The sequence below is a fragment of the Anaerolineae bacterium genome, from assembly GCA_013178015.1.
GTDB lineage: Bacteria > Chloroflexota > Anaerolineae > DRVO01 > DRVO01 > Ch71.
The window spans coordinates 1-26,187 of sequence record JABLXR010000052.1 but is presented as its reverse complement, the minus strand read 5'-3'; the positions used below and the strand labels follow the sequence as shown (position 1 = coordinate 26,187).

The 26,187-nt window shown below is 65.9% G+C and carries 22 protein-coding genes and 1 pseudogene; 15 read left to right on the top strand and 8 right to left on the bottom strand.

Annotated elements, in window-relative coordinates; translation table 11 throughout:
* Nucleotides 1-8: 8 nt before the first annotated feature.
* The 4 genes from rpsP to HPY83_16685 all read right to left on the bottom strand — a co-directional run bounded on the left by rpsP (nt 9) and on the right by HPY83_16685 (nt 5,364).
* Nucleotides 9-404, bottom strand: coding sequence for a 30S ribosomal protein S16 (rpsP, locus tag HPY83_16700; protein NPV09585.1), 396 nt, complete (start codon nt 402-404; stop codon nt 9-11).
* A gap of 76 nt (nt 405-480) precedes the next feature.
* Nucleotides 481-1,803 (bottom strand): signal recognition particle protein, encoded by a 1,323-nt coding sequence (ffh, locus tag HPY83_16695; protein ID NPV09584.1) that lies wholly within the window; start codon nt 1,801-1,803, stop codon nt 481-483.
* Between the two features lie 237 nt (nt 1,804-2,040).
* Nucleotides 2,041-3,111, bottom strand: coding sequence for a hypothetical protein (locus HPY83_16690; protein ID NPV09583.1), 1,071 nt, complete (start codon nt 3,109-3,111; stop codon nt 2,041-2,043).
* A gap of 300 nt (nt 3,112-3,411) precedes the next feature.
* Nucleotides 3,412-5,364 (bottom strand): hypothetical protein, encoded by a 1,953-nt coding sequence (locus tag HPY83_16685; GenBank protein ID NPV09582.1) that lies wholly within the window; start codon nt 5,362-5,364, stop codon nt 3,412-3,414.
* A 131-nt stretch (nt 5,365-5,495) separates the two neighbouring features.
* Between HPY83_16685 and HPY83_16680 the strand changes: the two genes are divergently transcribed.
* From HPY83_16680 to HPY83_16650, 7 genes are all read left to right on the top strand, one after another.
* Nucleotides 5,496-6,746 carry a hypothetical protein gene (locus HPY83_16680; GenBank protein NPV09581.1) on the top strand — a complete coding sequence of 417 codons (1,251 nt, stop codon included), beginning with the start codon at nt 5,496-5,498 and terminating at the stop codon, nt 6,744-6,746.
* Nucleotides 6,747-6,768: 22 nt separating this feature from the next.
* Entirely contained in the window at nt 6,769-7,776 is a 1,008-nt protein-coding gene (gene pdxA, locus HPY83_16675; protein ID NPV09580.1) for a 4-hydroxythreonine-4-phosphate dehydrogenase PdxA, read from the top strand.
* 609 nt (nt 7,777-8,385) lie between these two features.
* On the top strand, nt 8,386-11,424 hold the full coding sequence (fdnG, locus tag HPY83_16670; GenBank protein ID NPV09579.1) for a formate dehydrogenase-N subunit alpha: 3,039 nt from the start codon (nt 8,386-8,388) through the stop codon (nt 11,422-11,424).
* Nucleotides 11,421-12,212, top strand: a complete 792-nt coding sequence (locus HPY83_16665) for a 4Fe-4S dicluster domain-containing protein (protein ID NPV09578.1) — start codon at nt 11,421-11,423, stop codon at nt 12,210-12,212. Before fdnG ends, HPY83_16665 begins: the two co-directional genes overlap by 4 nt.
* On the top strand, nt 12,209-13,114 hold the full coding sequence (gene nrfD, locus HPY83_16660) for a polysulfide reductase NrfD (protein NPV09577.1): 906 nt from the start codon (nt 12,209-12,211) through the stop codon (nt 13,112-13,114). Before HPY83_16665 ends, nrfD begins: the two co-directional genes overlap by 4 nt.
* A 121-nt stretch (nt 13,115-13,235) precedes the next feature.
* Nucleotides 13,236-14,069, top strand: coding sequence for a formate dehydrogenase accessory protein FdhE (locus tag HPY83_16655; protein NPV09576.1), 834 nt, complete (start codon nt 13,236-13,238; stop codon nt 14,067-14,069).
* A 5-nt stretch (nt 14,070-14,074) separates the two neighbouring features.
* A complete protein-coding gene (locus HPY83_16650) occupies nt 14,075-14,761 on the top strand; it encodes a molybdenum cofactor guanylyltransferase (protein ID NPV09575.1) in 687 nt (228 codons plus the stop codon).
* A 4-nt stretch (nt 14,762-14,765) separates the two neighbouring features.
* Here HPY83_16650 and HPY83_16645 read toward each other — a convergent pair whose 3' ends face one another.
* Together HPY83_16645 and HPY83_16640 are read right to left on the bottom strand one after the other, a co-directional pair.
* Nucleotides 14,766-16,277, bottom strand: coding sequence for a GAF domain-containing sensor histidine kinase (locus HPY83_16645; protein NPV09574.1), 1,512 nt, complete (start codon nt 16,275-16,277; stop codon nt 14,766-14,768).
* A 124-nt stretch (nt 16,278-16,401) separates the two neighbouring features.
* A complete protein-coding gene (locus HPY83_16640; GenBank protein NPV09573.1) occupies nt 16,402-17,091 on the bottom strand; it encodes a response regulator transcription factor in 690 nt (229 codons plus the stop codon).
* 259 nt (nt 17,092-17,350) lie between these two features.
* On the opposite strand from HPY83_16640, the gene HPY83_16635 reads away from it, so the two are divergent.
* From HPY83_16635 to HPY83_16605, 7 genes and pseudogenes are all read left to right on the top strand, one after another.
* Nucleotides 17,351-17,542: a hypothetical protein gene (locus HPY83_16635; GenBank protein NPV09572.1), complete on the top strand. Its 192-nt coding sequence runs from the start codon at nt 17,351-17,353 to the stop codon at nt 17,540-17,542.
* A 285-nt stretch (nt 17,543-17,827) separates the two neighbouring features.
* Complete coding sequence (locus HPY83_16630; protein ID NPV09571.1) at nt 17,828-18,622, top strand: 4Fe-4S dicluster domain-containing protein; 795 nt, start codon at nt 17,828-17,830, stop codon at nt 18,620-18,622.
* Nucleotides 18,615-19,406, top strand: a complete 792-nt coding sequence (locus tag HPY83_16625) for a hypothetical protein (protein NPV09570.1) — start codon at nt 18,615-18,617, stop codon at nt 19,404-19,406. Before HPY83_16630 ends, HPY83_16625 begins: the two co-directional genes overlap by 8 nt.
* A gap of 164 nt (nt 19,407-19,570) precedes the next feature.
* Nucleotides 19,571-20,788, top strand: a complete 1,218-nt coding sequence (locus HPY83_16620) for a hydrogenase small subunit (GenBank protein ID NPV09569.1) — start codon at nt 19,571-19,573, stop codon at nt 20,786-20,788.
* Nucleotides 20,742-22,493: pseudogene (locus tag HPY83_16615) on the top strand (nickel-dependent hydrogenase large subunit). Before HPY83_16620 ends, HPY83_16615 begins: the two are co-directional and overlap by 47 nt.
* Before the next feature lie 16 nt (nt 22,494-22,509).
* Nucleotides 22,510-23,229, top strand: a complete 720-nt coding sequence (gene cybH, locus HPY83_16610) for a Ni/Fe-hydrogenase, b-type cytochrome subunit (protein NPV09568.1) — start codon at nt 22,510-22,512, stop codon at nt 23,227-23,229.
* On the top strand, nt 23,229-23,729 hold the full coding sequence (locus HPY83_16605) for a hydrogenase maturation protease (GenBank protein ID NPV09567.1): 501 nt from the start codon (nt 23,229-23,231) through the stop codon (nt 23,727-23,729). The genes cybH and HPY83_16605 overlap by 1 nt, the downstream gene beginning before the upstream one ends.
* 39 nt (nt 23,730-23,768) lie before the next feature.
* Here the strand turns inward: HPY83_16605 and HPY83_16600 are convergent, their stop codons facing one another.
* Both HPY83_16600 and HPY83_16595 read right to left on the bottom strand, forming a co-directional pair.
* Complete coding sequence (locus HPY83_16600) at nt 23,769-24,971, bottom strand: protein-glutamate O-methyltransferase family protein (protein ID NPV09566.1); 1,203 nt, start codon at nt 24,969-24,971, stop codon at nt 23,769-23,771.
* Between the two features lie 35 nt (nt 24,972-25,006).
* On the bottom strand, nt 25,007-25,846 hold the full coding sequence (locus HPY83_16595; GenBank protein ID NPV09565.1) for a slipin family protein: 840 nt from the start codon (nt 25,844-25,846) through the stop codon (nt 25,007-25,009).
* Nucleotides 25,847-25,971: 125 nt separating this feature from the next.
* Between HPY83_16595 and HPY83_16590 the strand changes: the two genes are divergently transcribed.
* The coding region (locus tag HPY83_16590) for a galactonate dehydratase (protein ID NPV09564.1) at nt 25,972-26,187 on the top strand (216 nt) is incomplete at its 3' end.

Genomic DNA, 26,187 nt, shown 5'->3' with positions numbered 1-26,187 from the left:
CGGGCGGCTTAGGATGCCTCGGGCCGCGGGGCCTCCTCCGGCTCGACCGGCGTCGGCCCGGCTGGTTCGGCCTCGGTCTCTACCTGGGCCTGGTCCTCAGCGGCTGCAGGTTCTGGCTGAGCCTGGGACTCGGGCTCCGCCGCCTCGGCTGTAGGCTCCGCTTGCCGCAGACCCTGACGGGTGACCAAGAGGCGATTCACCGTCTCGCTGCACTGTGCTCCCTGACTCTGCCAGTACTCGAGGCGCTCCTCCTGCACCTCGATGACAGGCGGGTCGGTGAGCGGGTTGTAGTAGCCTATGACCTCGACGAATCGGCCATCCCGCGGCGAGCGGCTGTCGGCGACGACGATGCGATAGGCGGGCCTGCCTTTGGCGCCGACCCGGCGCAACCGAATTCTCAGCATGTAACTACCCCTCTCCTTTGTCTCATCGGAGGTACACCGGCGACACCCTGTGGAGTCTGGCTCAGGGCAGCCGACTCTAGCGGAAGAGCGACATAATGCCCCGGGAACGGCTGCGAGTGAAGAGCTTCATCATCTTCTGAGCCTGACGGAACTGCTGCAGCAGAGCGTTCACGTCCTGCACCGAGGTGCCGCTCCCTCGAGCGATGCGCCGCTTCCGGCTGCCGTCGATGATCTGCGGGTTGCGCCGTTCCTCCCGAGTCATGCTGCTGATGATAGCCTCGACTCGGCGCATCTCGCGATCGGTATCTTCAGTGGCCAACTGCTGGCTGATGGCTCCGAACCCTGGAAGCATCTCGAGAATCTGGGTCAGCGGCCCCATTCTCTTGAGCTGATGAAGCTGCTCCTGGAAATCCTCTAGGTTGAAGGACGCGGTTCGGAGTTTCTGCTCCATCTCGGCGGCGCGCTCGCGGTCGAAGCTCCGCTCCGCCTTCTCGATGAGCGAGAGAAGGTCGCCCATGCCCAGAATGCGCGAAGCCAGCCGGTCCGGGTGGAAGGGCTCGAGGGCATCGGTGCGCTCGCCGGTGCCCAGGAACTTGATGGGGACGCCGGTGACCTCCCTCACTGAGATGGCCGCGCCTCCGCGGGCGTCGCCGTCCATCTTGGTCAGGATCAGCCCGGTCAGGGGGACGGCGCTGTGGAACTCCTCCGCCACCTTCACCGCGTCCTGGCCTGTCATGGCATCTGCCACCAGAAGCACCTCGCTGGGCTCGGTGGCGGCGCGCACAGCCTTGAGCTCTTCCATCATCCGCTCATCTATGTGGAGGCGCCCGGCGGTGTCCAGAATCACCACGGAGTTGCCTTTGCGTCGAGCCTCGGCCAGGGCATCGCGGGCGATCTTGACCGGAGCTTCACCGGCAGTGCCGGTGTAGACGGGAACGCCTACTTGCTGGCCCAGAACGACCAACTGCTGCACCGCCGCCGGGCGATAGACATCCGCCGCCACCAGAAGGGGCTTGTGCCCCTCGCCCCGCAGACGCACGGCCAGCTTGGCGGCTGTCGTGGTCTTGCCTGAGCCCTGCAGGCCGGCCAGCATGATCACGTGTGGCGCCGGCCCACCCAGGTCGAGCGGTGCGCTCTCGCCGAGGGTCTTGATCAGCTCCTCGTGAACGATCTTCACTACCTGCTGGGCGGGGCTCAAGCTCTTGGCAACCTCGGCGCCGACGGCACGCTCCTTGACGCGGCCCACCAGGTCCCGCACGACGCGGTAGTTGACGTCCGCTTCGAGCAAGGCCAGACGCACGTCGCGCATGGCGGCATTGACGTCGGCCTCGGTGACCACCCCGCGCCGCTGCAGCTTGTCGAAGGTCTCTTGCAGCTTTTCGGTCAGACTCTCGAACACAACCCAAACTCCAAGAAGCGCCGTTCATTGAACGGCGCAACGACTTATTCTACCGGACCGGCAGGGCAGGGGCAAACGGGAGGGGAGAGGGGGAGAGGGGGAGACGGGGAGACAGGGAGATGCGGAGACGAGACTCATCCTGTTCGGGCGAGAGCTTCCTGCACACGTAGGACGACCTGACGCACATCCGCCTGTCTCCCCCTCTCTGCGTCTCCGCGTCACCCCCTCTCCTTCGCGTCAGCGCGCGGTCTGGTCGAGGGCGCCGCGCAGTGCATCCAGAAAGGCGCCGAAGCGATCGGCGGTGGCGCTGACCTGGTCGAGGTCCGTTCTCAAGGCGCCAATGTCTTCCGTCAAGGCCTGCACCTGGGACATGGTTTCCTCCACCTGGTCCCGCAAGCCCTCCACCTCCGCCACCCGCACGCCGAGGTCCGCGAGGTCACTGTCCAGGTCGTGCAGTGCCCCGCTGACTTCCTGGATCTGGACCTCGACGTTCCCTAGCCTGGCAGCCGTTAGCTCCAGCCTGGCGCTGAGGGCCTCGGCTTCACCCTCGAGGGCGTCCAGCCGGCCAGTGAAATCGCGCTCCAGTTGGTCGCGCGACACGTAGTAGAGGGTGTTGTTGAGGGTGAGGAGGGAGGCCAGGCTGAGCACCGCCCCCAAGATACCGCTCAGCAACACCAGGAGGAGCAGGCGGCCCAGGCCGAGATATGTAGCTGAGCTGCGGCTCTGGGGCGGTGCTCCGCTGCCTTCGGCGGTCGGGTCGGCCTCGCCGAAGAGGATGGCGGAGCTCACCCCGCCATAGCTGCGCGGCCATTCCTCCTCGTCATCGAAAAGCGGCTCGATCCTGGGCGGGGCGAGAGGTTCGGCCTCAGGGACAGGCTGGGCTTCTTCCCGCCTGGCGCGCTCCTCAAGCTCCGCGCGCCGGCTGTCCTGGCCCGTGGTCTCCGGCGGCGTTGCTGACGGATGGAGCTCGGGAACAGATGTGGCCGGCTCCTCGGTATCCTGGTCCATGGAGAGGTCTTCCTGCGCGGGGCCAGGCGGCTCCGGCTCAGAAGCCGGCTCCAGTGAAGCCGGCGCGGCGTCGCAGGGCAGGGTGGGCGAGAGAGGGGCAACCGTCAGGTGTGGGCGCAGCCGATCGAGCAGACCGGGAGTGATGCCCTCCACCTGCAGCAGCTCATTCAGGTCGGCAAGCCGTCCCCGACGCTGGCGGAACTCGATGACCTTCCGGGCCAGCGCCGGCCCTACTCCTGGGACCGAGCAGAGCTGGTCGAATGTGGCGGTGTTGAGCTCGACAGGGCCACTGGCGACCATATGTCCTCCTGAGTACCGAACGCGGCTGCTCGGCGTGTGTGCATGCCAGGTCCTGCGCTGGCTGGGAACCAGGCCATGTCGCCGGCAGGCCTCAGCCTGGCCGGAGATGGGGCGGACGGGCGCGGTTGCCTGCCCCGGTGGCGGAGTGCCCAACCTTCACACGCAAACTGCGAGAGCGGCGAGCCCCTAGGATGCACGGCAGGGAAGGGAAGGCGGTCAGTGCACCAGGCTAATGCAGTGATTGCAGGCGCGGGTGAGCGACTCAAGTATAGCATTCGCATCTGGTGCCTGCCACAGGAGTCAGGGACTGGCAGAGGCGAGAACGGGCATGTAGACGAAGAAGTCCGAAGTGACGGGAGGCGGCGTCTCCTCCGGCACGGCCGCAATGGTGACGGCTTGCTGCCACTCCCGGCAGCCCACCCATGGGTTCTGGGCAGCCGCCCGGACTCGGAGCGCATGGGTTGCGCCGCTGAGCCCGGCCAGGGTAGCGGTGAATTCTTCGACGGGGCTGTCGAACTCGCCGTCTGCAGCTGGAACACCGACCCACGGCCCTTCATCTAGCCTCCATTCCACTGCCACCACCGGCCCGGCCCCCTCCGGGGCGGTGGCCACCCCGGTGACGGTGGCTTGGGCCTCCCGGTCGGCGACAGACACGGCCGCCTCAATGGCGACATCGGGCAGGGGATCGGGACCGCTGTCCCCGTGGAAGGAGCTGGAGGTAGTGGCTCGGATGGACTGAGTGTTCTCGGCTCTGACGTCTATGGTCCAGGAGCCTGGGGGAGCAGGTGGTAGCAGGTGATCGAGCACCTCGTCGCCGGAATCATAGGCCCCATCGGCGGGAGGCAGCGGGCGCCAGACGCCGCCGTTCACCCGGTACACCGCTTCCGAGATGCGATTGATGCTGAAGGGAGGCCGCAGAGGGCTGGGGTAGGGCACGTCCACGGCGGAGCCGCTCAGCCGTACGCCTTCTCTCCCCACCGAGGCATCAGCCTGAACCTGCACCGTCGTGTCTACCGGATCCAGGACGCCATCACCGTCGAGGTCGCGCCAACCCACCTGGCCGGCGGTGAAAGGACAGAGTTGCTGCAGCAAGTAGGGGGTGATGCCGCCTCGCATGATGCAGCCCATGTCGGTCACGCCACCGACTTCCGCGTTGCCGTTCTCTACCCCCAGGTAGCCCGACTGCGCCGTTGCGGGCACGTTGGCTGCGGCGTACTCATCCAGGGCACCGAAGAGATGCCCCATTTCGTGCGCTACGACGGCGGCCATGTGCTCGGGCCCATAGCCGTTGTTTCCGTATGTGACGACCATGTAAGGCCCGTGGATGTAGGCATAGGCGAAGTAGTAGTCGGCGAAGCGGTTGTCGAAGTCGTTCAGGCTGTCCACCACGAAGATGGTGAAGACCCAATCGGCGTTGTAGCGCTCTCGGGTGGCGCGGTTGAGGAGGCGCACCGCGGTGATGTAGGAGGAGTGCTTGAAGCCTAGTCTCTCCATTGCCTGAGAGATCCAGAGACGGTCCTCATAGTGAGGCCGGGCAATGGGTTCATAGGATACCCTGACAGGCTTCGACCAGTGGTCCTGATAGACGAACTGCAGCTCCGCCCTCGGTTCGAGGGCTTGCCACCAACTGGTCGCCTGTACCACCTGCTGGAACACAAGCTGCTGGCGCTCTGCGGTCCAGTTCTCTGTGCTAGGATCCATGGAACCGTCGCTCTCTATCAGAACCACGTTCACCGCCACTCTTCCGACGAGGTACTCGCTTTGCTGGTAGAGGGAGGGGTCGAGAGCCTGAGAGGCAATCTGCCCCAGATCCGGCGCCGGCCGGGCGTCGCCGGGCGGTGCTGGGAGGTCGGCACGATCGGGCGGGCGAGGCGAGGTCCGCAGAGCAGCCCAGACCTCGGCGGCTCGGCGAGCTCCTGGGCGCAGGGAGGCCAGCAGCGCCGCAGGCACGTCCTCCGAGGTGCTATACAGGGCCCATCCTTCGGAAGCGACCTCCTCCGCCAGTGGCGCTTCCATTCGGGTAATTACGGCATCAGGGGGGAACTCGTGTAGGACGCGCGCGCCGGCGAGTGCTAGGGCCTCTGTCAGCCGGTCATATTCCCCCTCGGGGGCGAGAAGGAAGACGGCTGTTGTCGCGTCATGGTGCCGAGAGTCGGCCGCCGCCAGGAGGGCGGTAAGGGCGGGAGCGAAGAGGGCGCAGACGGCTACTAGCACCCAGACGAAGGCGCGGTGCGTAATTGTCTGCTGCGACATGCCCCCCATTCCCCTCGACGGGCGGCGTGCCCAGTCGGCGGTGATGGGGGTTAATCGGCAACTGCTGAGCGATCTCAATGGTATATTGGTACTGCAGAGGTACCTTTCATGCGGGGAGGCGCCCACGTATAATGCTCAGAGCCCAGTCCGGACGAGCACGCGCACCAGCAGAGGCGCTATCGTTGCTGGGCGACGAGGAGCGCAACTTGCCCGCTGTGACGGTGATGGCCGACGACCTGACGGGCGCCCTGGACACAGTAGTGAAGTTCGCCGGGACCGGGCGACGAGTAAGCGTCGTCTGGCGCCCGCGGGCGGCCGCCGGAGACGTCCTGGCTCTTGACACCGAGACCCGCGATCTTGCCCCGCAGGAGGCGACGGCGGCCCTGTCGGCGTGGGTGCCGCTGGTCCAGGGGTTGCTGTACAAGAAGATGGATTCCACCCTGCGGGGTCCGTTTGCGGCCGAAGCTTGCGCCCTGGTGCGGGCCAAGCGCATGAAGGGAGCCCTTTACGCCCCCGCCTTCCCCAGTGCCGGACGGACGGTGATCGAAGGCAGACTGCTGCTCGAAGGGGTACCGGTGGCCGAGACCCAGTTCGGCGCCGACCCATCCTGGCCGGTACGAGAGAGCGGTGTGTCGCTCGTTGTGGCGGCGCAGACAGGCAGGCGACCAGGCCATCTGACTCTGGCTCAGGTCAGGGGAGGCGCCGACGCCATCGCCGAGGCCTTGGATCGGAGCGACGGGTCGGCAGTGGCCGACGCGGAGACGGATGCGGACCTGACGGAGCTGGCCCGTGCGCTCTTGCTGCGTCGCGAGTGGTTGCCGGTGGGGTCTGCCGGCTTGGCGGGCGCCCTGGCCCGGGAGATGGGGTTCTGCCATCGGGTGGGCGAGCCGGCGGGCATACACCGGGGTTACGTGCTTGTGTGCGGGAGCGCTCATCCGGCCAGCCGACGGCAGGTGATGCGGCTGACTCGGGAAGTGGGCATAGAGGCCTGGACGGTGGGTCCTGGGGTCAGCGCGTCGCTGCCGCTTTCCCTGCGCGAAGCCTATAGCCGCACTGGATTGGTGGCGTTGATGGCTCCTCCGGAGAGGCTGCTGGGGGACGAGGCAGGCTTCTTGCAGGACGCGCTGGCCCAGGCGGCAAGCCAGGCCGTCCAGGAGCTGGACGCTCGGGGCATCTTCGTCACTGGGGGGCAGACGCTGCTAGCCGTACTAAAGGCCCTGGATGTGGAAGAGCTGAGTCCAGAGAGCGAAGTCGCTCCCGGGCTGGTGTTGTCGTGGGCAGAAGCGGATGGCGGGCGCCGACTGCAGGTGATCAGCAAGGCGGGCGGCTTCGGCGAGGAAGACGTCCTGCTACGGTTGTTCTGCGAGGGAGAGAAGCCGTGACCCAGGCGAGCGAGGAGGAGCCATGCAGCGGCCGACTCTTTTCGTGACCATGGGCGACCCTGCCGGGGTCGGTCCAGAGGTGGTGTGCAAAGCGCTGGCCCGGCTGCGCGGAGGCAGTGTGGCGCGGCTGGTGACGGTGGGCAGCCGGGCAGTGCTGGAGAGGGCGGCCCGGTGGGTGGGGGTCCAGCTGGTGTTCCGGGACTACCAGCCGATGACCGACGAGGAGCTCGAGCCGGGCGAGGTGGAGCTGGTGGACCTGGCCCTTCCCGACCTGGAGGGTTGCCCCCCCGGGCGGATGGACCCACTCTGCGGCGAGGCCTCCTACCGCTACATAGAGGATGCGGTGGCCCGCTGTCGCCGCGGCGAGGGAGTAGGCCTGGTCACCGCGCCCATCAACAAGGCGGCTGTGAACGCAGCCGGGCATCATTACGCCGGACACACCGAGATTCTGGCGCACCTCCTGGGGGCTCGGGACGTAGCTATGCTTCTGGCCACTCCCTCCCTACGGGTATCCCACGTTAGCACTCACTGCTCCTTGGAGCAGGCCATCGCCCGCGTGCGGAGCGAGCGCATACAGCGGGTAGCTCGCCTTACGGTGGATGCCCTCCGGGGGCTGGGGTATGCCCAGCCCCGTCTGGCCGTGGCAGGGCTGAACCCGCACGCAGGAGAGGGTGGCTTGTTCGGCGACGAGGAGCAACGTCACATCCGGCCGGCGGTGGAGGCGCTTGTCGGGGAGGGTATAGACGCCCGGGGCCCGGAGCCTCCTGACACCGTGTTCTGGCGGGCCTCGCGAGGGGACTTCGACGCGGTGGTAGCCATGTACCACGATCAGGGGCACATTGCAGTGAAGATGCTGGGGTTCAGCCAGGGAGTCAACGTGACCCTGGGCCTGCCCGTCGTGCGCACTTCGGTGGATCATGGGACGGCTTTCGACATCGCCGGGACCGGGCGGGCCGATGAAGGGAGCTTGTTGGCAGCTCTGGATCTGGCCTCTCGTTTGGCGGAATGGCGCGCCGGCCGCGCCACTTAGCCAGTGGCATTGGGGCGGGGAGAGCTGACTGATGGGAGCTGAAGTTCCATCTCGAGGGTGAACCAGCTTGGTACGAGCATTTCAGCACTCCCGGGCTTGACAACCGCAACTTCTTCAGCGATAGTGATGCCAGACACATGATCGAATTGCTCAAGGAATCGGATCGGCGCCACGCCAACTCGAGATCCGATGCGGATCTGGCATTGATTCGACGGAAGGGCCCAGACTGGTAACTCGGGGTCGGGTTCCTCCTCTGTTCTCCGGCGTGAGGGGACGCTCGAGCAGGTCATGGTGCAGCGCCTGCAGGACTTCGACAAGATGGCAGGGCACGAAGCGGGAACCATGAACGACGGCACTCCCGAGGGGAGCACGGCGCCATGATGAGGTTGGCGGAGCTGTATGGGCGCTACTGGGAGGACGACTAGCACCGGAGGCTGAAGATAACCTAGCCTAGCATACCACCACGGGGCGCCGGAGCGGGATCCGGCGTCGGGACCCCGATTATCCATTGCGGTGTTACCCGACTGGGCTTGGCGGCATGATCTCGTCGCCACAAGCCCCTATAAGGAACGCGGCTCGAGCCGCGACCGGGAGGAGGTAGACGCCCTTATGGACCTGACGAGACGGCGGTTCCTGAAGCTATCGGTGGCGAGTGCTGGCGGTCTCCTGCTGCCGGGGGGCTTCGCCCTGGCGGAGGACAGGCTTACCCTTCCACTCCACAAGCCCGTGGGCGAGGCGCGCACTATCTGCCCCTACTGCTCCGTGGGCTGCGGGCTGATCGTTGCCACCGACACCAGTGGGCACATCATCAACACCGAGGGTGACCCCGATCACATCACCAACCGCGGGGCGCTGGACCCCAAGTCCATCTCGGTGACCCAGTTGTCGCAGAGCCCGCACCGGCTGAAGAAGCCCCTCTACCGGGCTCCTGGAGCGACCGAGTGGCAGGAGATGGAATGGGACGAGATCCTGCCCCGGGTGGCCCAGCGCATCAAGGCCACGCGAGACGCTACGTTCGAGGAGAAGGACGGGGACAACACGGTCAACCGGACCCGGGGTATCGCTTTCGTGGGTGGCGCCGCCAACAACAACGAGGAGTGCTACCTCGCCTCGAAGGTGGCGAGGGCTTTGGGCCTGGTGTACGTCGAGCACCAGGCTCGTATTTGACACTCCGCCACGGTGGCCGGTCTGGCCGCCACATATGGCCGCGGGGCCATGACCAATCACTGGATAGATCTCAAGAACAGTGATTGCCTGTTCGTGATCGGAGCCAATCCTGCGGAGAACCACCCCGCCTCGATGACCTGGATCAACGAGGCCATCGAGAATCGTGGTGCCAAGCTAGTGGTAGTGGATCCGAGGATCACCCGCACCGCAGCCAAGGCGCACGTGTATGCCCCCATACGTTCGGGCACTGACATCGCGTTCCTGGGGGGTCTGATCAATTACGCCTTGGAGACCGGGTCCATCAACCACGAGTACGTGCTGAACTACACCAACGCCTCGTTCCTGATCCATCCGGACTACAAGGACGCTGCTGACCTGGACGGCCTGTTCAGCGGGTTCAACAGCGAGACGATGAGCTACGACCGATCCACTTGGAGTTACCAGGTGGGAGAAGACGGGCAGCCGCTGAAGGACCCGACACTCGAGGACCCGAACTGCGTCTTCCAGATCCTGAAGCGTCACTACGCCCGCTACACCCCGGAGATGGTGGAGCGCATCTGCGGTACGCCCCGGGACAAGTTCCTCAAGGTGGCGGAGACGGTACTCGCCACCGCTGCTCCGGGGAAATCGGCCGCCATTCTGTACGCCATGGGCCAGACTCACCACACCGTGGGCTCCCAGAACGTGCGCTCTATGGCCATTCTGCAGCTGCTGCTGGGCAACATAGGCTTACCCGGGGGCGGAGTGAACGCACTTCGAGGTGAGTCCAACGTGCAGGGCTCGACCGACATGGGCCTCCTGTATCACGTCCTGCCGGCCTACATGGCCACGCCCAATGCCGCCGAGCAGACCCTGGAAGACTACTTGGCCAACCGGGTCAAAGCCGCCGGGAGCGGGTACTGGCAGAACACACCCAAGTTCTTCGTCAGCCTGCTGAAGGCGTGGTGGGGAGACAACGCTACGCCGGAGAGCAATTTCGCCTACGGGTACCTGCCCAAGGTGAGCGGCAACTACTCCTGGATAGCGCTGTTCGAGGCCATGCTGGCGGGCGTAATCCGAGGGCTTTGGATACTGGGTATGAACCCGGCAGTCTCTGGGCCGAACGCCAGGCTGGAGCGCAAAGCTCTGGCGAACCTCGACTGGATGGTGGTCCAGGAGATCTTCGACACCGAGACCTGCTCCTTCTGGCGAGGGCCGGACATGAACCCGGCCGATGTGCAGACCGAGGTGTTCGTGCTCCCCGCTGCTGACGCCATGGAGAAGGCCGGCAGTATCTCCACCAGCGGCCGGCTGATCCAGTGGCGGGAGCAGGTAGCTGCTGCTCCTGGCGAGGCCCGGTCGGACGCGTGGATCATTGACCGCGTCTACCGGGAAGTCCGCGCCCTCTACGAGCGCGAACAGGGTGCCTTCCCCGACCCCATCCTCAATCTCAAGTGGGACTACGGCGATCCGGTGGACCCGGAGCGCATCGCCGAGGAGGTCAACGGTTACTGGGCTGCGGATGTGGTCGAGGATGGGAAGGCCGTGGGAGAGGCAGGTCAGCTGCTGAGTGGCTTTGGCCAGCTGCGCGACGACGGCACTACTGCCTGCGGCTGCTGGATCTACGCCGGGTACTACTACCCGCGCGACGACGGCGAAGGCAACACCCTACCCTCCTGCAAGCGGCGGGGGACCCAAGATCCGGGCGGTCTCGGGACCTATCCTTACTGGGCCTGGGTGTGGCCGGCGAACCGGCACATCCTCTACAACCGCTGCTCGGCCGACGCCAGTGGGAAGCCCTGGGCGGAGGACAAGGCCCTGATCTGGTGGGATGGGGAGAAGTGGACGGGGTATGATGTGCCCGACTTCGGCGCCACCAAGGCTCCGGATGGGCCGGGAGGCACCGATGCTTTCATTATGAGGCCGGACGGCCGCGGCGGGCTGTTCAGCGCCCTGAATGAGGGACCGCTGCCCGAGCACTACGAGCCGGTCGAGTCTCCTGTGTCTAACGCCATGTCGTCGCAGCAGATCAACCCAGTGGTGAAAGTGTGGGACAGCCTGCGGGGCGAGGCTATCGGGGACAACATCGGCACACCGGACCAGTATCCCATCGTGGCGACCACCTACCGGCTGGTGGAGCACTGGCAGGCCGGCGGTATGTCGCGCTGGCTCCCCTGGCTGGCGGAGACGCAGCCTGAGCCATTCGTGGAGATGAGCAAGGAGCTGGCGGCGGAGAAGGGAATCGCCAACGGAGACCGGGTGGCCGTCACTTCCGCGCGGGGCCGGATCGAGGCGGTAGCTGTGGTGACGGCGCGTTTCAAGCCCTTCACGGTGGACGGCAAGGTGGTGCATCAGATAGGCATACCCTGGCACTACGGATGGCGCGGGCTGGCCACGGGCGATAGCGCCAACGACATCACTCCTCATGTAGGGGACGGCAATACCATGATCCCCGAGTACAAGGCGTTCCTGGTAGACGTTCAGCGCATTGGGGGCCGATGATGGGCAAGGCGATTCTCTGTGATACATCGTTGTGCACTGCCTGCAAGGGGTGCCAGGTGGCCTGCAAGCAGTGGAATGACCTGGAGGGCGGGGAGACGCGCAACCTGGGGAGCTACCAAAACCCTCAGGCGCTGTCCGCCACCACATGGAAGGTGATCTCGTTTCACGAGGTGGAAGAAGAAGGGGCAGTCAAGTGGCTGTTTCTGCCTCAGCAGTGTCTCCACTGTACCCTGGCGAGCTGCGTCTCGGTGTGCCCCACCGGAGCAGCGCACCACGAAGGCGAGTTCGTCGTCATCGACCAGAATCAGTGCATCGGGTGCGGCTACTGCGTGCAGGCCTGCCCCTTCGGGGTGCCGCACTCTCTCACTGACGGCCACGGCAAGACCACTGCCCGCAAGTGCACCCTCTGCATGGACCGGGTACCTAACGGGCAGCTGCCCGCGTGCGTGAAGACCTGCCCGTCGGGAGCCTATCACTTCGGAGAGCGCGAGGAGGTGGTGAACCTGGGCAAGGCCAGGGTAGATGCTCTGCGGGCGGACGGCCATCCCAATGCCGTGCTCTACGGCGAGAATGAGCTCGGCGGGCTGCACGTGCTGTATGTCCTGCAGGAGGGGCCGGCGGCCTACGGACTGCCGGAGAACCCGCGGTACGCCACGGCCAATGTGCTCGGTCAGTGGCTTAGTGGTCTGGTGGCGGCCGGAGTAGTGGCCGTACTTCCGTTCTGGATGCTGTTCCGGCGCCGGGCGGCGGTGGCGGAGGAGATCTCCGAGGGGAGCGAGAGGCAATGACCTGGGAATGGCAGACCGCGGTGTACCTCTGGGTGGCCGGGATAGCGGGGGGAGCCTACCTCGCCGCCTTTCTCGTCAACGTGTTCGGCTACCGCCGCCGTGACCTGGTGCGGCGGGCTACGTACGTAGGGGTCCCGCTGGTGATCCTGGGGACCCTGCTCCTGGTGTATGACCTGGGCAAGCCGCTGCGAGCCTGGCATCTCTTCCTGAGCTTCAGAGCCAACGCCTGGGAGGTGGTCCCTGGCGTGGGGGTCGCCTCGCTCAGGGGCTTCCCCCCCAACATACCCTTCTACCCGGGCTCGCCCATGTCTATGGGGAGCTGGATCCTCTTCCTCTTCATCGCCATCGGTGTGGTGATGGCGGTCCTGTGGGCGGCGGAGAGCTCCGAAGGTCGGGGGATACTGGGGTGGCTGCAGCCGCTGGCCCCCGTGGCTGGTATCCTGAGCTGGGTCATGGCGGGGCTGTCGGTGTTGCTTATCGCGTACACCGGAGTGCTGCTCAGCGCCACCAACCAGCCCTTGTGGGCCGGGGCGCTGCTTTTGCCTGCTCTCTTCGTGATCTCGGCCGTGGCCACGGGAACGGCTCTTCTTCTGCTGGTTGAGGCGCTGCGGGGGCGGGACATCCCCCACGTGTTCGGCCGGGCGGCAGCCACGCTGGCGGTCCTGGAGGTGATAGCTCTGGCGGGCTTTCTCCTCACCGTGCCCTCCGTTGTGCTGGTCACTGGCTCCCTCAGTCCCTGGTTCTGGGGCGGGGTGGTGGTGGTGGGGCTTCTGGTTCCCTTCGGGCTGGAGCTCTACTCCGCCAGAAAGATGATGGCTCCGCTGATGATCGCCTCTACCCTCTGCGTCCTTCTCGGAGGGCTGGTCCTGCGCATGGTCGTGGTGATCGGCGGCCAGGTGTAGGGACGCCACGGAGAAGGGGAGACACGGAGACGAGGGGTTCGATTCCCGCATCTCCGCGTCTCCCCCTCTCCCCGTCTCCGCGTCGTCTGGTAGATCCGATCGCAGCAGCAGGGAAGGATGGGTGAGTCTGGCTATGGGAGAAGGGCCCGATCGGACGCTGCGTGCCCTGGAAGAAGGCGGGAAGCTCTACCCACACCTTGGCTCGGTGTTCAGTCTGCACCGGTCTCTGCGTCAGGTCCAGCTGGCTGTCGAATCCGAATGGGCGCGCGCTTCCTATCCCGCCGTGGACCTGGCGCGCCTGAAGCATGGGGAACCCCTGCTCACGTTTGATGGCCTAGGAGTTGAGGCACAGACACTGGCGAAGCTGGCGAGCCGAATCGGGCCCATCATTATGGAACGCTCCGCGTCTGAGCGGCCGGCGACCGATGGGCCGATCGACTGGATGGCTGAGGCCAGGAAGTGGTTTGAGAGTCGCCTCCCGCCGGCGGGCGATGGCGGTGCCAACAGCTCGGTTGCTAGGATCGTGGCTGCCTACGCGCTGATGCCCTGGCTGGAGAGGGCGGCGGAGTTTCACGCCGATCGAGTTGACCTCACCCACTGGAACCGGGCTTACTGCCCCATGTGTGGCGGCTGGCCTGACCTGGCTTTCCTCGCCCAGGAGACGGGCCAAAGGCAGCTCGTCTGTGCCCGTTGCTCGACGCGATGGCCCTACCGTCGCATGGGTTGCCCCTACTGCGCCTCCGATGAGCCGAGCAGTCAGTACTTCCCGGGCTTCGAGGCGAGCGATCGTCTGTACGTGTGCGATCGCTGCCGGGCCTACCTCAAGACGGTGGACTTGCGGGAGCGCGCCGCCCCCAGCTCAGTGCTGTTCGAGCGGGTGCGCCTGGTGCCGCTCGATCTGGCTGCAGAGAAGGCCGGATACCACGCCGGCTGGTGCGCATCTCAGGAGGGCTGAACTAGATGCCTCAGGAAGCCTCACCTTCGCCAGGCGGGTGCGATCGAGTAGTGGGCGCCGTGCTGGCGGGCGGGCGTAGCCAGCGCATGGGGGCCGACAAAGCGTCCCTGAGGTTGGGAGGACGTCCTCTGGCCGCCTGGCCCGTCTGGGCGTTGCGGCAGGTGGTCGAGGAGGTCTGGCTGGTGGGAGGGGACCGGGCCTTGGCCGACGAACTCGGCGTGGGCTACACCCCCGATCTGTGGAAGGACGCTGGGCCCTTGGGTGGTGTCTACAGCGCGCTAAGAGCGAGCGCCGCCAACGTGCTGGTGGTCGGATGCGATATGCCTCTCATTCAGCCGGCGTTGCTGGCAGCCCTCCTGGAGACGGGCGCAGGGTATGATGCTGCGGTTCCGGTGAAGGGGGGCGAGTGCGAGCCTCTTCTGGCGCTGTACCGTTCCACCTGCCTTCCGGGGGCCGAAGCGGCTCTAGCTCGAGGGCAGCGCCGAGTCATCGCCATGTACGATTGCCTTCGAGTTCGGCGCCTGACGGAGCCGGACTGGCGAGCGATGGATCCCAGGGCGCTTTCGTTCTTTAACGTCAACACGCCCGACGATCTGAAGCTGGCCGAGACGCTCGTGGCCGAAGCCTCCGCGAACATGCGGCTCTCCCCGATCTCTCCAGCCCCCGGCACCCACACGCCCGGCAGGACGTGAGTCCCTAGGCGGGAACGCTGGCCGTGATTGAGGTGCCCGCACCGGGGGCGGAGTGCACCTCTAGCGTTCCGCCCAGGAGCCGGGCTCTCTCGTGCATCCCCATGAGGCCGAGCTTGCCCCCTGAGGCTAGGTCGCCAAGCCGGGGCGGCACATGGAACCCCTTGCCGTCGTCCTTCACTGTGACCGTGACCCGATCATGGTGGAACTCCACCAGAACCGATACATGAGAGGCGCCCGAATGGCGCCGGGCGTTGGATAAGGCCTCCTGAACGATCCGGAAGAGCACCAATTCCACTTCTGGAGCCAGCCGTCTCTGCTCGCCCACGACTTCGACGCTCGATTCGATGTCGGTCTCTCCTTGCAGATCGGCCACCAGTCCCTGTAGGGCGGGAAGGAGACCGAGGTGGTCTAGGGTGGGCGGCCTGAGGTCGCGAGTGAACCGACGCACGCCCTGAATGATGTGCTCGGTCAGCTCGTGCAACTCCTCGATCCGCTCGGCGGCGGCACCGGGCATGTGGTCGGCGTCGGCGGCCAAGGCATCTAGGCGATGAGAAAGGAGGATGAGGGCCTGAACGGTCTCATCGTGCAGCTCCCGAGCGATGCGGAGCCGTTCATCCTCCTGGGCCCGGGTTACCTGGCGGACGTAGTACTGCATGTCGTCGGCCGACTGGCGCGCTCCCTCGTAGAGGCGGGCGTTCTCGATGATCACTCCCAGGTGGTTGGCGATGGTGGCGAGCAACCTCACCTCGTCGGGAGTGAAACGTCTAGGGACAGCCGTAGCGACGCAGAGGGTGCCGGTGCTCCTGCCTCTGGCGGCCAGGGGTACGGCCAGGAAACCGCGCACCCACATCTCTTCCCCGGGCATGGGGGCGAGGTGGGCCTGTGCGGAGATGTCATCCACTACTATTGGCTCGCCCGAGGCCAGCGCCTCTCGGCTGAGCTCGGTGCCGAGCGCGTGAGAGCCTGCGTTGGGCGGTAGGCCTTCCGGCGGCCCATGCTGGCCGGCCAGGCGCAGCTGCCCGTCGGCATCGTCCAGCAGGTACACCCATGCCGCCTCGGCCCCCGTCAGCGAAGCAATCCGCTGCAGCGCACCACTTACGATCTCCCCGAGTTGCAGCGATTGGACGGCAGCATCGGAGATGGCATGCAGCGTCTCCAACTCGGCCAGGGTCCTCTCTCTCAATCGCCTTTCGCGCTCCTGTACCTCGGTGAGCCACATGACCGCTCCGGCCACCACGGCCACCACGGCTGTCTCTAGGGTGGCGTCTACGGGATGGGCGGAGATGAACAGCGCCCGAGGCAGCATCAGCGCCACTGCTAGCAACAACGTGAGCATACCGGCCCGGATTCCGAGGGTGTAGCTGGCGTAGATGGCGGGGAAGACAAGCAGCACTCTCTCCAGAGAGTGTCGCGTCAGGGGAGCGGGCAGGCGAGGGAGCGCCAGGTTCAGCACGTGGTTCCGCTCCAGGCCGAGGTAGTGCAGCCCACCGACAAAGCCGAGACTGAGCAGGATCACCCACACGTGGCCGTTGGTGACCAGACCCCCGACGCGCCTGCCGATAGCTGACCGGGCTGGCCGCCGAAAGGCCGAAGTTGCGATCGCCTGACCGGAGCGTAGGTCCGGCCCTACCTGTCTGGACCTAGAACAGGTCATCTAGAGTGAACAGGCGCTCTCGGAGAGCGCGCATCACCGCCTCGGTGCGCGAGGAAACCCCCATCTTCGCCAGTATGTTCCCCATGTGACCCTGTACGGTCCGCACACTCAGGTAGAGCTGGGAAGCTATCTCCTTGTTGGTCAGGCCTTTGGCGGCCAGCTTGAGGACTTCCAGTTCCCGTTCGCTGAGCTGTTCCTGGCCCGGAGGCTTAGGGCGGGGAGACACGTAGCGGTCTACCACCTTTCGGGCCACTCGGGGGTGCAGCACCGACTGGCCAGAGTGGACGGCGCGGATGGCGTCTACGAGCTCGGGAGGGCGAGCGGTCTTCAGTAGATAGCCCTCGGCCCCGGCCTCGAGGAGGGCGAAGACGTACTCGTCGTCGTCGTAGGCGGTGAGTATCAGCACCGCCGTAGAGGGGCATTTCTGCTTGATCTGCTTAGTAGCCTCAACTCCATCTAGGCCGGGCATGGAGATGTCCACCACCGCCACGTCAGGCTGGAGGCTCTCGGCCAGAGCTACCGCTTGCTGCCCGTCCCCAGCCTCGCCCACCACCGCGAGATCCGGTTCGCGCTCCAGGATCTCACGAGTGCCAGCGCGGACCAGGGTGTGGTCCTCAGCCAGCAGAATCCGGACCTTGGGCATTGTTCCTCTCTCGTTCGAATCGGGCTGTCCCATTGAGGATGATGATAGCTCAGCGGTTGGGGCTGCGAAAGAGAGGCCTAACGCCATGCTACTAGGCCAAATGACCGGTGGTCGGCCCGGCGCCGTAGGCATTTGTGCCTATCTGCCGTCGGTCATTGTGCCCGCAGGCGCAGGCTGCAAACGGGCCAAGGGAGGGTTCCCAGAACCCGCATGGTGGCTCTACCACGTCGATGGCCGGCGTGTAGGATGGTGCGTGAAGGGATCAAGATGACGACTGACGAGGAGGTCTTAGATGCCGCACTTTGCAGAGGCTCTGATCGGTTGGCTGATCGTGATGGGCATGGTGCTCGGTGGCGCCGGGGCGCTGCTGTTGGTGATGAGCGGGGCCCGTGCCCTTGCGCTTCTCGTACGGCGGATTCGCATCGCGCCGCCTAGCTCTGCCGAGGTTGCTCCGGTGAGGCGTGGGGAGGCTGCCACCCGCTGATGACACGGTCACGACAGGCGCATCTTCCGGACACGGGCAGGCTAGGGCCGGTTTGACAGCCTTGGGCGGTGGGCGGTCAGGAGTGTGGGCGCTGTCTGAGTGTGACCCGCTGGCTGACCAAAGCCCTCAGCCTGAGACAGGCCATCCTGCCCGTGTCTTGGCGCCAATGTGACCTGGGCGCGGCTCGCTACAAGCGTACGGACGGAGCCGGCCACTAGCGGCTCCCCGGCTTCAGAACCTGAGCGGCGGTCGGAATGGCACTCGACCTGGAGGACTGCGACGGCGATGAAGACAGCGATGCTGGTAGATGCCTCCAAATGCCTCGGTTGCCGGGCCTGTCAGGTGGCCTGTAAGCAGTGGAACGACCTCCCAGCGGAGGACACCCGTAACGGCGGAACCTACCAGAACCCTCCTGACCTTTCTGCAGATACGCTCACCCTGGTCAGGTTCCGAGAGGTTGAGAGGGCTGATCGGGTAGACTGGCTCACGTATCCCTGGCGTTGCATGCATTGCACGGAAGCGGCTTGTGTGGCTGCTTGCCCCACCGGTGCACTGTTCCACGACGGGAGAGGTTTCGTCAGGCTCGACGCTAGCAGGTGCACAGGCTGCGGCTACTGCGCCATGTTCTGCCCTTTCAACGTGCCGCGCTTGAGGGTGGACACCCTGAGCGGCAGCGGCAAGATGTCGAAATGCACCTTCTGTCAGGACCGGGTTCACAACGGTGAACTCCCCGCCTGTGCCAAGACCTGTCCCAGCGGAGCGATCCGGTTTGGCGATCGGGAGAACCTGGTTGCCGTCGGGTCGGCCAGAGTGGGGGAGCTGACCAAGGCCGGTTTCGCTCAGGCGTCGCTGTATGGGCAAGACATCCTCGGGGGCCTGGGAGTCATGTATGTGCTCACCGATGATCCCGAGGTCTACGGCCTGCCGGCGGAGCCCCGTATGCCTCCCATGCTCTACCTCTGGCGCAGAGTCACCCGGCCTCTGGGCGGCATCGCGGTGGGGGCGGCCGCCTTGGGCCTGGCCGTGAACTTCTTCATCGCCCGGCGCCGGATAAGGGCGGAGGAGGTGGCACATGACTGAGCAGAGAGCCCCCAGCCCCCGCTCAGTCCGCTGGTTCCTGGACCGCTTGTGCCTGGAGCCGGCCACTGAGGCTACGGCGGCCAAGCGGCCTCGGGCCCGCGACCAGATCATGGTCTTCAGCCCGGGCGAACGGGTGGTTCACTGGGTGCACACCAGTGCTTTCTTTGTCTTGCTCCTCACGGGCCTGGTGCTGGTCGTCCCTGTGCTCAGCCCGTATGCTGCCGGTGAAGCCGGAGCGCTGACCCGCCTGATTCACCGGGTGGGGGCGATAGTCTTCGGGCTGGTGCCGCTGATCTACGCCGTGCTGGACCCCGAAGGCATCGGGCTTACGGCCAGGGAGATATTCAGCTGGTCTCGCAGGGACATAGGCTGGGCGCGAGCGGCTGTGGCTTACTACTTCCTGGGCCGTGAAGACCTGATGCCGCCCCAGGGCAGGTTCAACACGGGGCAGAAGCTCTTCTACTGCCTGGTGGTGGCCAGCCTGCCCCTCTTTGGAGTGACGGGACTGGCGATGTGGTTCGGCAAGCAGTACCTTCCCGCCACGGTGCTCCAGGCTTCGGTCATCCTGCACGACTGGACCACCATCGCCATGACCGCCATGTTCATGGTGCACTTCGTGCTGTCCGTCATGCATCCCTTGATGCGAGGGGCGATAGACGGCGTGCTGTCGGGCTGGGTATCGGAGGACTACATCAGGCGCCATCACGCTCGCTGGTACGAGGAGTTGATCCGGGAGGAAACGGGAGAGGCGACGGCCTCAAGCGCCGCCTCTTCGGCGGAATAGGCGTTCTTCAGGGACTGAGAGCTCCCTCGGCAACCCCTCGCGCGGTCGGGAAGACCGATCGCGCGGGGGGTTCTGATTGCCGCTTGCCTTTACACTTCCACCGCCAGTGCTATACTGCCGGTCGGATTGGCTGTTAGCTCGGTGTTGGCAAAGGAGTTGCACTGATGCAGGACGATCATACCATCTCAGGAGCCCTGGCGGCTCTGTCGGTATCCCGCCGAGATTTCCTCCGCTTCTGCACCGCGATGGCCGCCGCTCTGGCCTTGCCTTCCGAGAGCGCTGCCCAGATCGCCGAGACGCTGAGCGCCGCTGAGCGCCTACCCGTGGTATGGCTGCACGGGCAGGAGTGCACCGGGGACGACGAGAGCGTGCTGCGTGCCAGCGACCCCGACATCTCCGACATCCTGCTCAATGTCATATCCATGGAGTACATGGGCACCATCATGGCCGACGCCGGGCACCATGCCGAGGCCCGGCTGGAGGCGGCCCTGGAACGCTACGCCGGCCGCTACCTGGTGGTGCAGGAAGGGTCGGTTCCCACCGGTGCCAATGCCTACTACTGCACGGTGGCTGGCCGCACCAGCGAGCAGATCCTGAGACAGACGGCGGCCAACGCTGCCGGGATCATCTGCACCGGGGCATGCGCCTCCTGGGGCGGATGGCCGGCCTCTCGCCCCAACCCTACTGGAGCCCGTCCCGTCTACCAGATCATCTCCGACAAGCCCATCATCAACCTCACCGGCTGCCCGCACAATGGCCAGGTCTTCGCCGCCACCATTGTGCACTACCTCACCTTCGGCCGCTTCCCTGACACCGACGCCCTGGGCCGGCCGCTGTTCGCCCACGGGAAGCGGATACACGACAACTGCGAGCGCCGGGCGCACTTCGATGCCGGCCAGTTTGTGGAGAACTGGGGGGACGAAGGGCATCGCAACGGCTGGTGCCTCTACAAGATGGGGTGCAAGGGTCCCCAGGCTTTCTACAACTGCCCCGTGATCCGGTGGAACGACGGCACCAGTTGGCCGGTGATGTCGGGCCACGGCTGCATCGCCTGCGCTTCCTTCAACTTCTGGGATGACATGACCCCGTTCTATCGGCGGCTGCCCGACGTGCCCCTGGTGCCGGTGGAGGACACGGTGGATCGGTTGGGTGCCGGGCTGATCGCTGTGGCTCTGGGGGCGATAGGAGCACACGCCCTGGGCACGGCCGCCTGGAAGCGCGCCCGCCGGAGGAGGTTCGCCCAAGAGGATCCGGTCGTGTCCGGCGCTGCCGAGCCCATGCCTCCAGCGTACCCGGACCTGACCGAGGAAGAGCGGGCCGCACGGCGGGATCAGGATGGCGAAGAGGGGCCCCAGGGCTCCGGGGGAGGAACAAGTGGCTGAGCGCCTAGTGCTGGATCCGGTCACGAGGATAGAGGGGCACCTTCGCATCGAGGCTGCGGTAGAAGACGGATAGGTGACCGATGCCTGGGCCTCGGGCACCATGTTCCGGGGCATGGAGATCGTGCTGCGAGGACGAGACCCGCGCGATGCCTGGCTGTTCACCCAGCGCATCTGCGGCGTCTGCACCACCGTGCACGCCATCGCGTCGGTTAGGGCGGTGGAGAACGCTCTCGACATAACCATCCCGCCCAACGCCAGGCTGATGCGCAATCTGATCATGGGGGCCCAGAACGTTCAGGACCACGTCATTCACTTCTACATCCTGCACGCCCTGGATTGGGTGGACGTGGGAAGCGCCCTGGAGGCCGATCCGGCCGCCACGGCGGAGCTGGCCCAGTCCATCTCGGACTGGTCTCGGTCGGGGGCGGAGCACTTTGCCGCAGTGCAGAACCGCATTCGGGCGTTGGTGGATAGCGGACAGCCCGGCTTCCTGGGCAGCGCCTACTGGGGGCATCCGGCCTACCGTCTGCCTCCCGAGGCCAACCTCCTAGCTGTGGCCCACTACCTGGATGCCTTGGAGTTCCAGCGCCGCTTCATCCGTCTGCACGCCCTGATTGGCTCCAAGAACCCCCACATTCAGACGCTTCTGGTGGGAGGTGTGGCTCATCCGGTGGACCCCAACAGCGAGAACGCCCTCAACGCTCGCGGGATCGGCTTCCTGCAGTCGCTGGCGCGCGATGCGGTGGACTTCGTGTCTCGGGTCTACATACCCGATCTGCTCCTGGTGGCCTCCCACTACAAGGACTGGGCGGCCATAGGAGGAGGGGTGAGCAACTACCTGAGCTACGGCGACTTTCCTACCCGGGATGGTCTGGAAGACCCGGGCTTCTTCCTCCCAGCGGGGAGGGTGGAGAACCGCGACCTGTCTCAGGTGCTTCCTGTGGATGTGGCGCAGATCAGCGAGTACGTCTCCCGGGCCTGGTACTCCTACACCGATGGTGATGATGTCCCTCTGCCCCCCGCTCAGGGCGAGACCCTGCCCAACTATACCGGCCCTGAGCCGCCCTACGAACTGCTGAACGTGGACGGGAAGTACTCCTGGGTCAAGGCGCCCCGCTACCAGGATGCTCCCACCGAAGTGGGGCCGTTGGCCCGGATGCTGGTGGCGTATGGTGCCGGCCACCCCCGGGTGCGGGAGCTGGTGGATCTGGTGTTGCAGAGCTTGCAGGTAGGGCCGGAAGCCCTGTTCTCCACCCTGGGGCGCACGGCCGCCCGCGGGATCGAGGCATTGCTGATCGCGGAGCAGCTCGAGCCCTGGGTGAACGAGCTCGCCACCAACATCGCCGCCGGCGACCTGCGCATTCACTCGGGTGAGAGATGGGACCCGGCGACCTGGCCGGAGGAGGCGGTGGGGTTCGGCCTACACGAGGCGCCTCGAGGCTCTCTGGGCCACTGGATCCACATCCGCAACGGGCGCATCGCCAACTATCAGTGCGTGGTGCCCACGACGTGGAACGCCTCTCCCAGAGACGCTCAGGGCCAGCCTGGCCCGTACGAGCAGGCCCTGGTGGGCACACCCCTGGCCGATCCGGATCGTCCCCTCGAGATCCTGCGCACGGTGCACTCGTTCGACCCCTGTCTGGCCTGCGCCGTCCACCTGCTGGATGCCGAGCGCCGGGAGCTGTCCCGGGTGAGAGTGGTGTAGGGGAAGGAGTGGGAGCATGGCAGCTAGAGAGGCACGGCTCTTCGAAAGGGCATACGTGTGGGAGTGGCCGGTGCGGTTCTGGCACTGGACTCACCTGGGAGCTATGGTGGTGCTGGCGGTGACCGGCTACTACATCGGGAATCCGTTCATCGCATCGGGGGCGGATCCCAAGGCCGCAGTGGTGGCAGACCAGGCGCTGGGCATTATGGCCGGGGCGAGACTGATCCACTTCGGCGCCGCCATCGCCCTGACGATCTCTATCCTGGTGCGGCTCTACTGGTTCATCGCCGGCAACGAGTACAGTTGCTGGCGCTGCTGGTTTCCCTTCTACAATCGGGAAGAGATCCGGAACTCGCTGCGGCTTATGGTGGAACAGGTCAAGTTTTACCTCTTCCTGCGTTGGGACGCTCCTCACGGGGTGGGGCACAACCCCCTGGCGGCGCTCACCTACGGGGGAATGCTGCTCCTGTTGGTGATCGAGACCGTCACTGGCTGGGCGCTGTATGGGCTGGGCAACCGCACCAGCATCTTCTGGACTCTCTTCGGTTGGGTGTTCAGCGTGGCGAGCGATCAGCTGGTTCGGCTCTGGCACCACACCACCTTGTGGCTGCTGCTCCTCTTCTTCGCCGTGCACCTGTATCTGGCGGTGCGCGACGACAACCTGGGCGAGTTGGGCACCATGAGCAGCATGTTCGACGGGCACAAGTACTGGCCCCGCAGTCACCGGCAGCACTGATGGATAGCCTGAGGGCACTCGTTCTCGGGGTGGGCAATCTGCTCCTAGGAGACGAGGGCGTGGGCGTGCACGTGGTCGCCCGGTTGGCGCCCATCCTGGAGGGCGTTCCGGGAGTGACGGTGCTGGATGGCGGGACGCTGGGCCTGGAGCTGCTGGGGCCGATCGAGGAGGCCGATCATCTGGTGGTGGTGGACTGCTTGCGGTCCGGCCTGCCCCGGGGCACGGTGACCATTCTGCAGGGCGAGGACGCGACGGCCTGGGCCACCGAACGGGTCACTGCTCACGACCTGGGATTGCCCAGCGTCTTCTCCTTGGCTCAGCTGAGGGGATGGCAGGCCAGCAGGGTGGCGCTGGTGGGGGTGGAGCCGGCCAGTCTCGACCCGGGCGTGGAGCTCAGTCCGGAGGTCGAGGCGGGCGCCGATGAGGCGGCGCGCCAGGTACTGGCTCTGCTCCGGGAGTGGGGTCACGACGTCGGTCAGTCGCAGGTCGAAGGGCGATAGGATAGGGTAGCGCTGGGCAAAGGTGACGGTGCCGTGCCGCTACGTACCGCCAGTCGGCCGGCTCGCTGTGGCGCCATCCCTACCTGCCCGAGCCTGGGCCCTGTACTGAGCCACGCCCTGGCGGCCGCTCACCAGCCAGTCGGGGTCGGCACGTGAGAGCTGCTCGACCGCCTCCCGGCTCAGCCCGGCCGCCAGCTCGCCCTTGAAGGTACGCAGCAGCAAGACGGGGGCGGGGAAGGGCGGCAGTGCCCTCTCGATGGGGGTGTCGAAGGGCCAGTGCCTATCTCGAAGGAACCGGCGGTAGTTGACGTCGCCCTTGGAGATGACCAGGGCCGCCCGGCTCAGCCGATCCCACAAGTCCTGGGGGAGCGAGTCGTAGTGGTCGGGCCCGCACCAGAACGGGTGATCCCGCACCGAGAGGGTGCCCCGGCTTCGAGCATCTTTGAGCCGATCTCCTACCCCCTGCACTGCGGGGTCGTCGCACCCCTGTAGGTAGGCGATGGTGGCGTCTACCTCTCTGGCCATGGCGTCGGAGACGAAGAAGGGCTGAGGCTTCACCTCCAGCGCCACTCGCTCCGCCGCGTGATCGAGGAGCCAGGCTGCCAAGTGAAGGTCGCACACTAGCTCCGGGCCGGCGTTGTCGCACAGGAAGACCACCTCCGCTTCCGGTGCCCGCAACAGATCCTCGTAGGCCGATCGGCAATCGTCCACCACTGGGGGTGGCTGATCCGAGTGGGTTGGATCGCCACGGTGGCGCTCGGTCACGGCCACGTTGCTCAGGTCGGTGCGGTTGCCCCACAGGCTACGCCGGGCCAGCAGGGTGAAAGCCTCTGCCGGGGGCAGATCGCCGACGGCCCTCTCGATTCGGGCCATGGAGGCCACCACGGGTCCGCTCTGGGCCAGCAGCGACGCCTTCTGCCGGGCAAAGGGATCGGGATGCAGGCCGGCGAAGTAGCCGATGGCGGACAGCAGCCGGAGGTAGAAGTAGGCCTCGGCGAAGTACCAGGGCAACTCCAGCCAGGTGCTCCCTTCCCAGAGGCCGTAATGGGCGACCCACTCCGCATGGAGGGGAACGCCAGGAGGTGGGGGCGAGATGGGCAGGTGCCGTATCTCCTCCACCAGGGCCTGGAGTGCGTGCCGAATCACTTCCCGCTTAGGCGAGAGAGCCAGCACTTCGGCTACGATGGCTGGCTTGCGTTCCTCGATGGTGGCCCGAGCGAAGGACCCGGGCTCCGAGGTCATAAGGGGTGGGGGCAGGCAGCCGGCGTGCTCCAGAGCTAGACGCTCCTCAGCCCGGTGGTGTCGTCTTCATCTTCAGCGCTCACAGGAGTGAACCGGGGCGTGGGGCTTTCCAGTCGCTTCATGAAGGCGGAGAGGAGGTCTATGGGCAAAGGGAACAGGATGGTGCTGTTCTTCTCCACCGCGATCTCGGTGAGAGTCTGCAGATAACGGAGCTGGATCGCTTCGGGATGCTCGGCCATGACGCGTGCGGCTGCCGAGAGTTGTTGCGAGGCCTGGAACTCGCCCTCGGCGTGGATGATCTTGGCTCGCCGCTCGCGCTCGGCCTCAGCCTGGGCGGCCATGGCGCGCTGGAGCGACTGAGGCAGTTCCACGTCCTTCACTTCGACCACGCTCACCTTGATCCCCCAGGGCTCGGTCTGCTCGTCAATGATCCGCTGCAGCTTCTGGTTGATCTCGTCCCGGTGTGCCAGCAGCTCGTCCAGCTCCGATTGCCCCAGGACGCTACGCAAGGTGGTCTGGGCGATCTGCCAGGTGGCACGGCGATAGTCCTCGACTTTGGTCACAGCGTCTTCGGGGTCAACCACGCGGAAGTAGGCCACGGCATTGACCTTCACGGTGACGTTGTCGCGGGTGATGGCCTCCTGGGAGGGGATATCCAGCGTCACCACGCGCAGGTCTATCTTCACCATGCGGTCGGCGATGGGCACGATGAAGAACAGACCAGGGCCCTTGGCGCCCACTAGGCGGCCAAGACGAAAGATGACCCCACGCTCGTACTCCTGGACGACCTTGACCGCCGAGGTCAGAACGATGATGAGCAGGAAGAGGATGATACCCAAGCTGGAGAACAAGGCCCCGATCAAGTCCGGCAGCATCGCCACTCTCCCGTGTGAGCCCGCAGCAGACCATGAACGCGCGGGCAGATGCCTGGCATGTTAGCATGGGGCCTGGTAGCGGACAAGAGGTTGCCCTCACGCGCGCCCGCACTCAGGAGGTAGCCATGCGCATCGTAGGAGTAGAGACGGTGGCGGTGAAGCCCAGGTGGCTGCTGGTGAAGGTGGCCACGGACGAGGGGTTGGTGGGATGGGGAGAGGCTACGCTGGAAGGCTACATCCCGGCGGTGGCAGCCGAGATCGGGCACTGGCGCGAACGCCTCCTGGGCCAGGACCCCCGGCGCATTCAGCACCTGTGGCAAGGTTTCTATCGGCATGCCTTC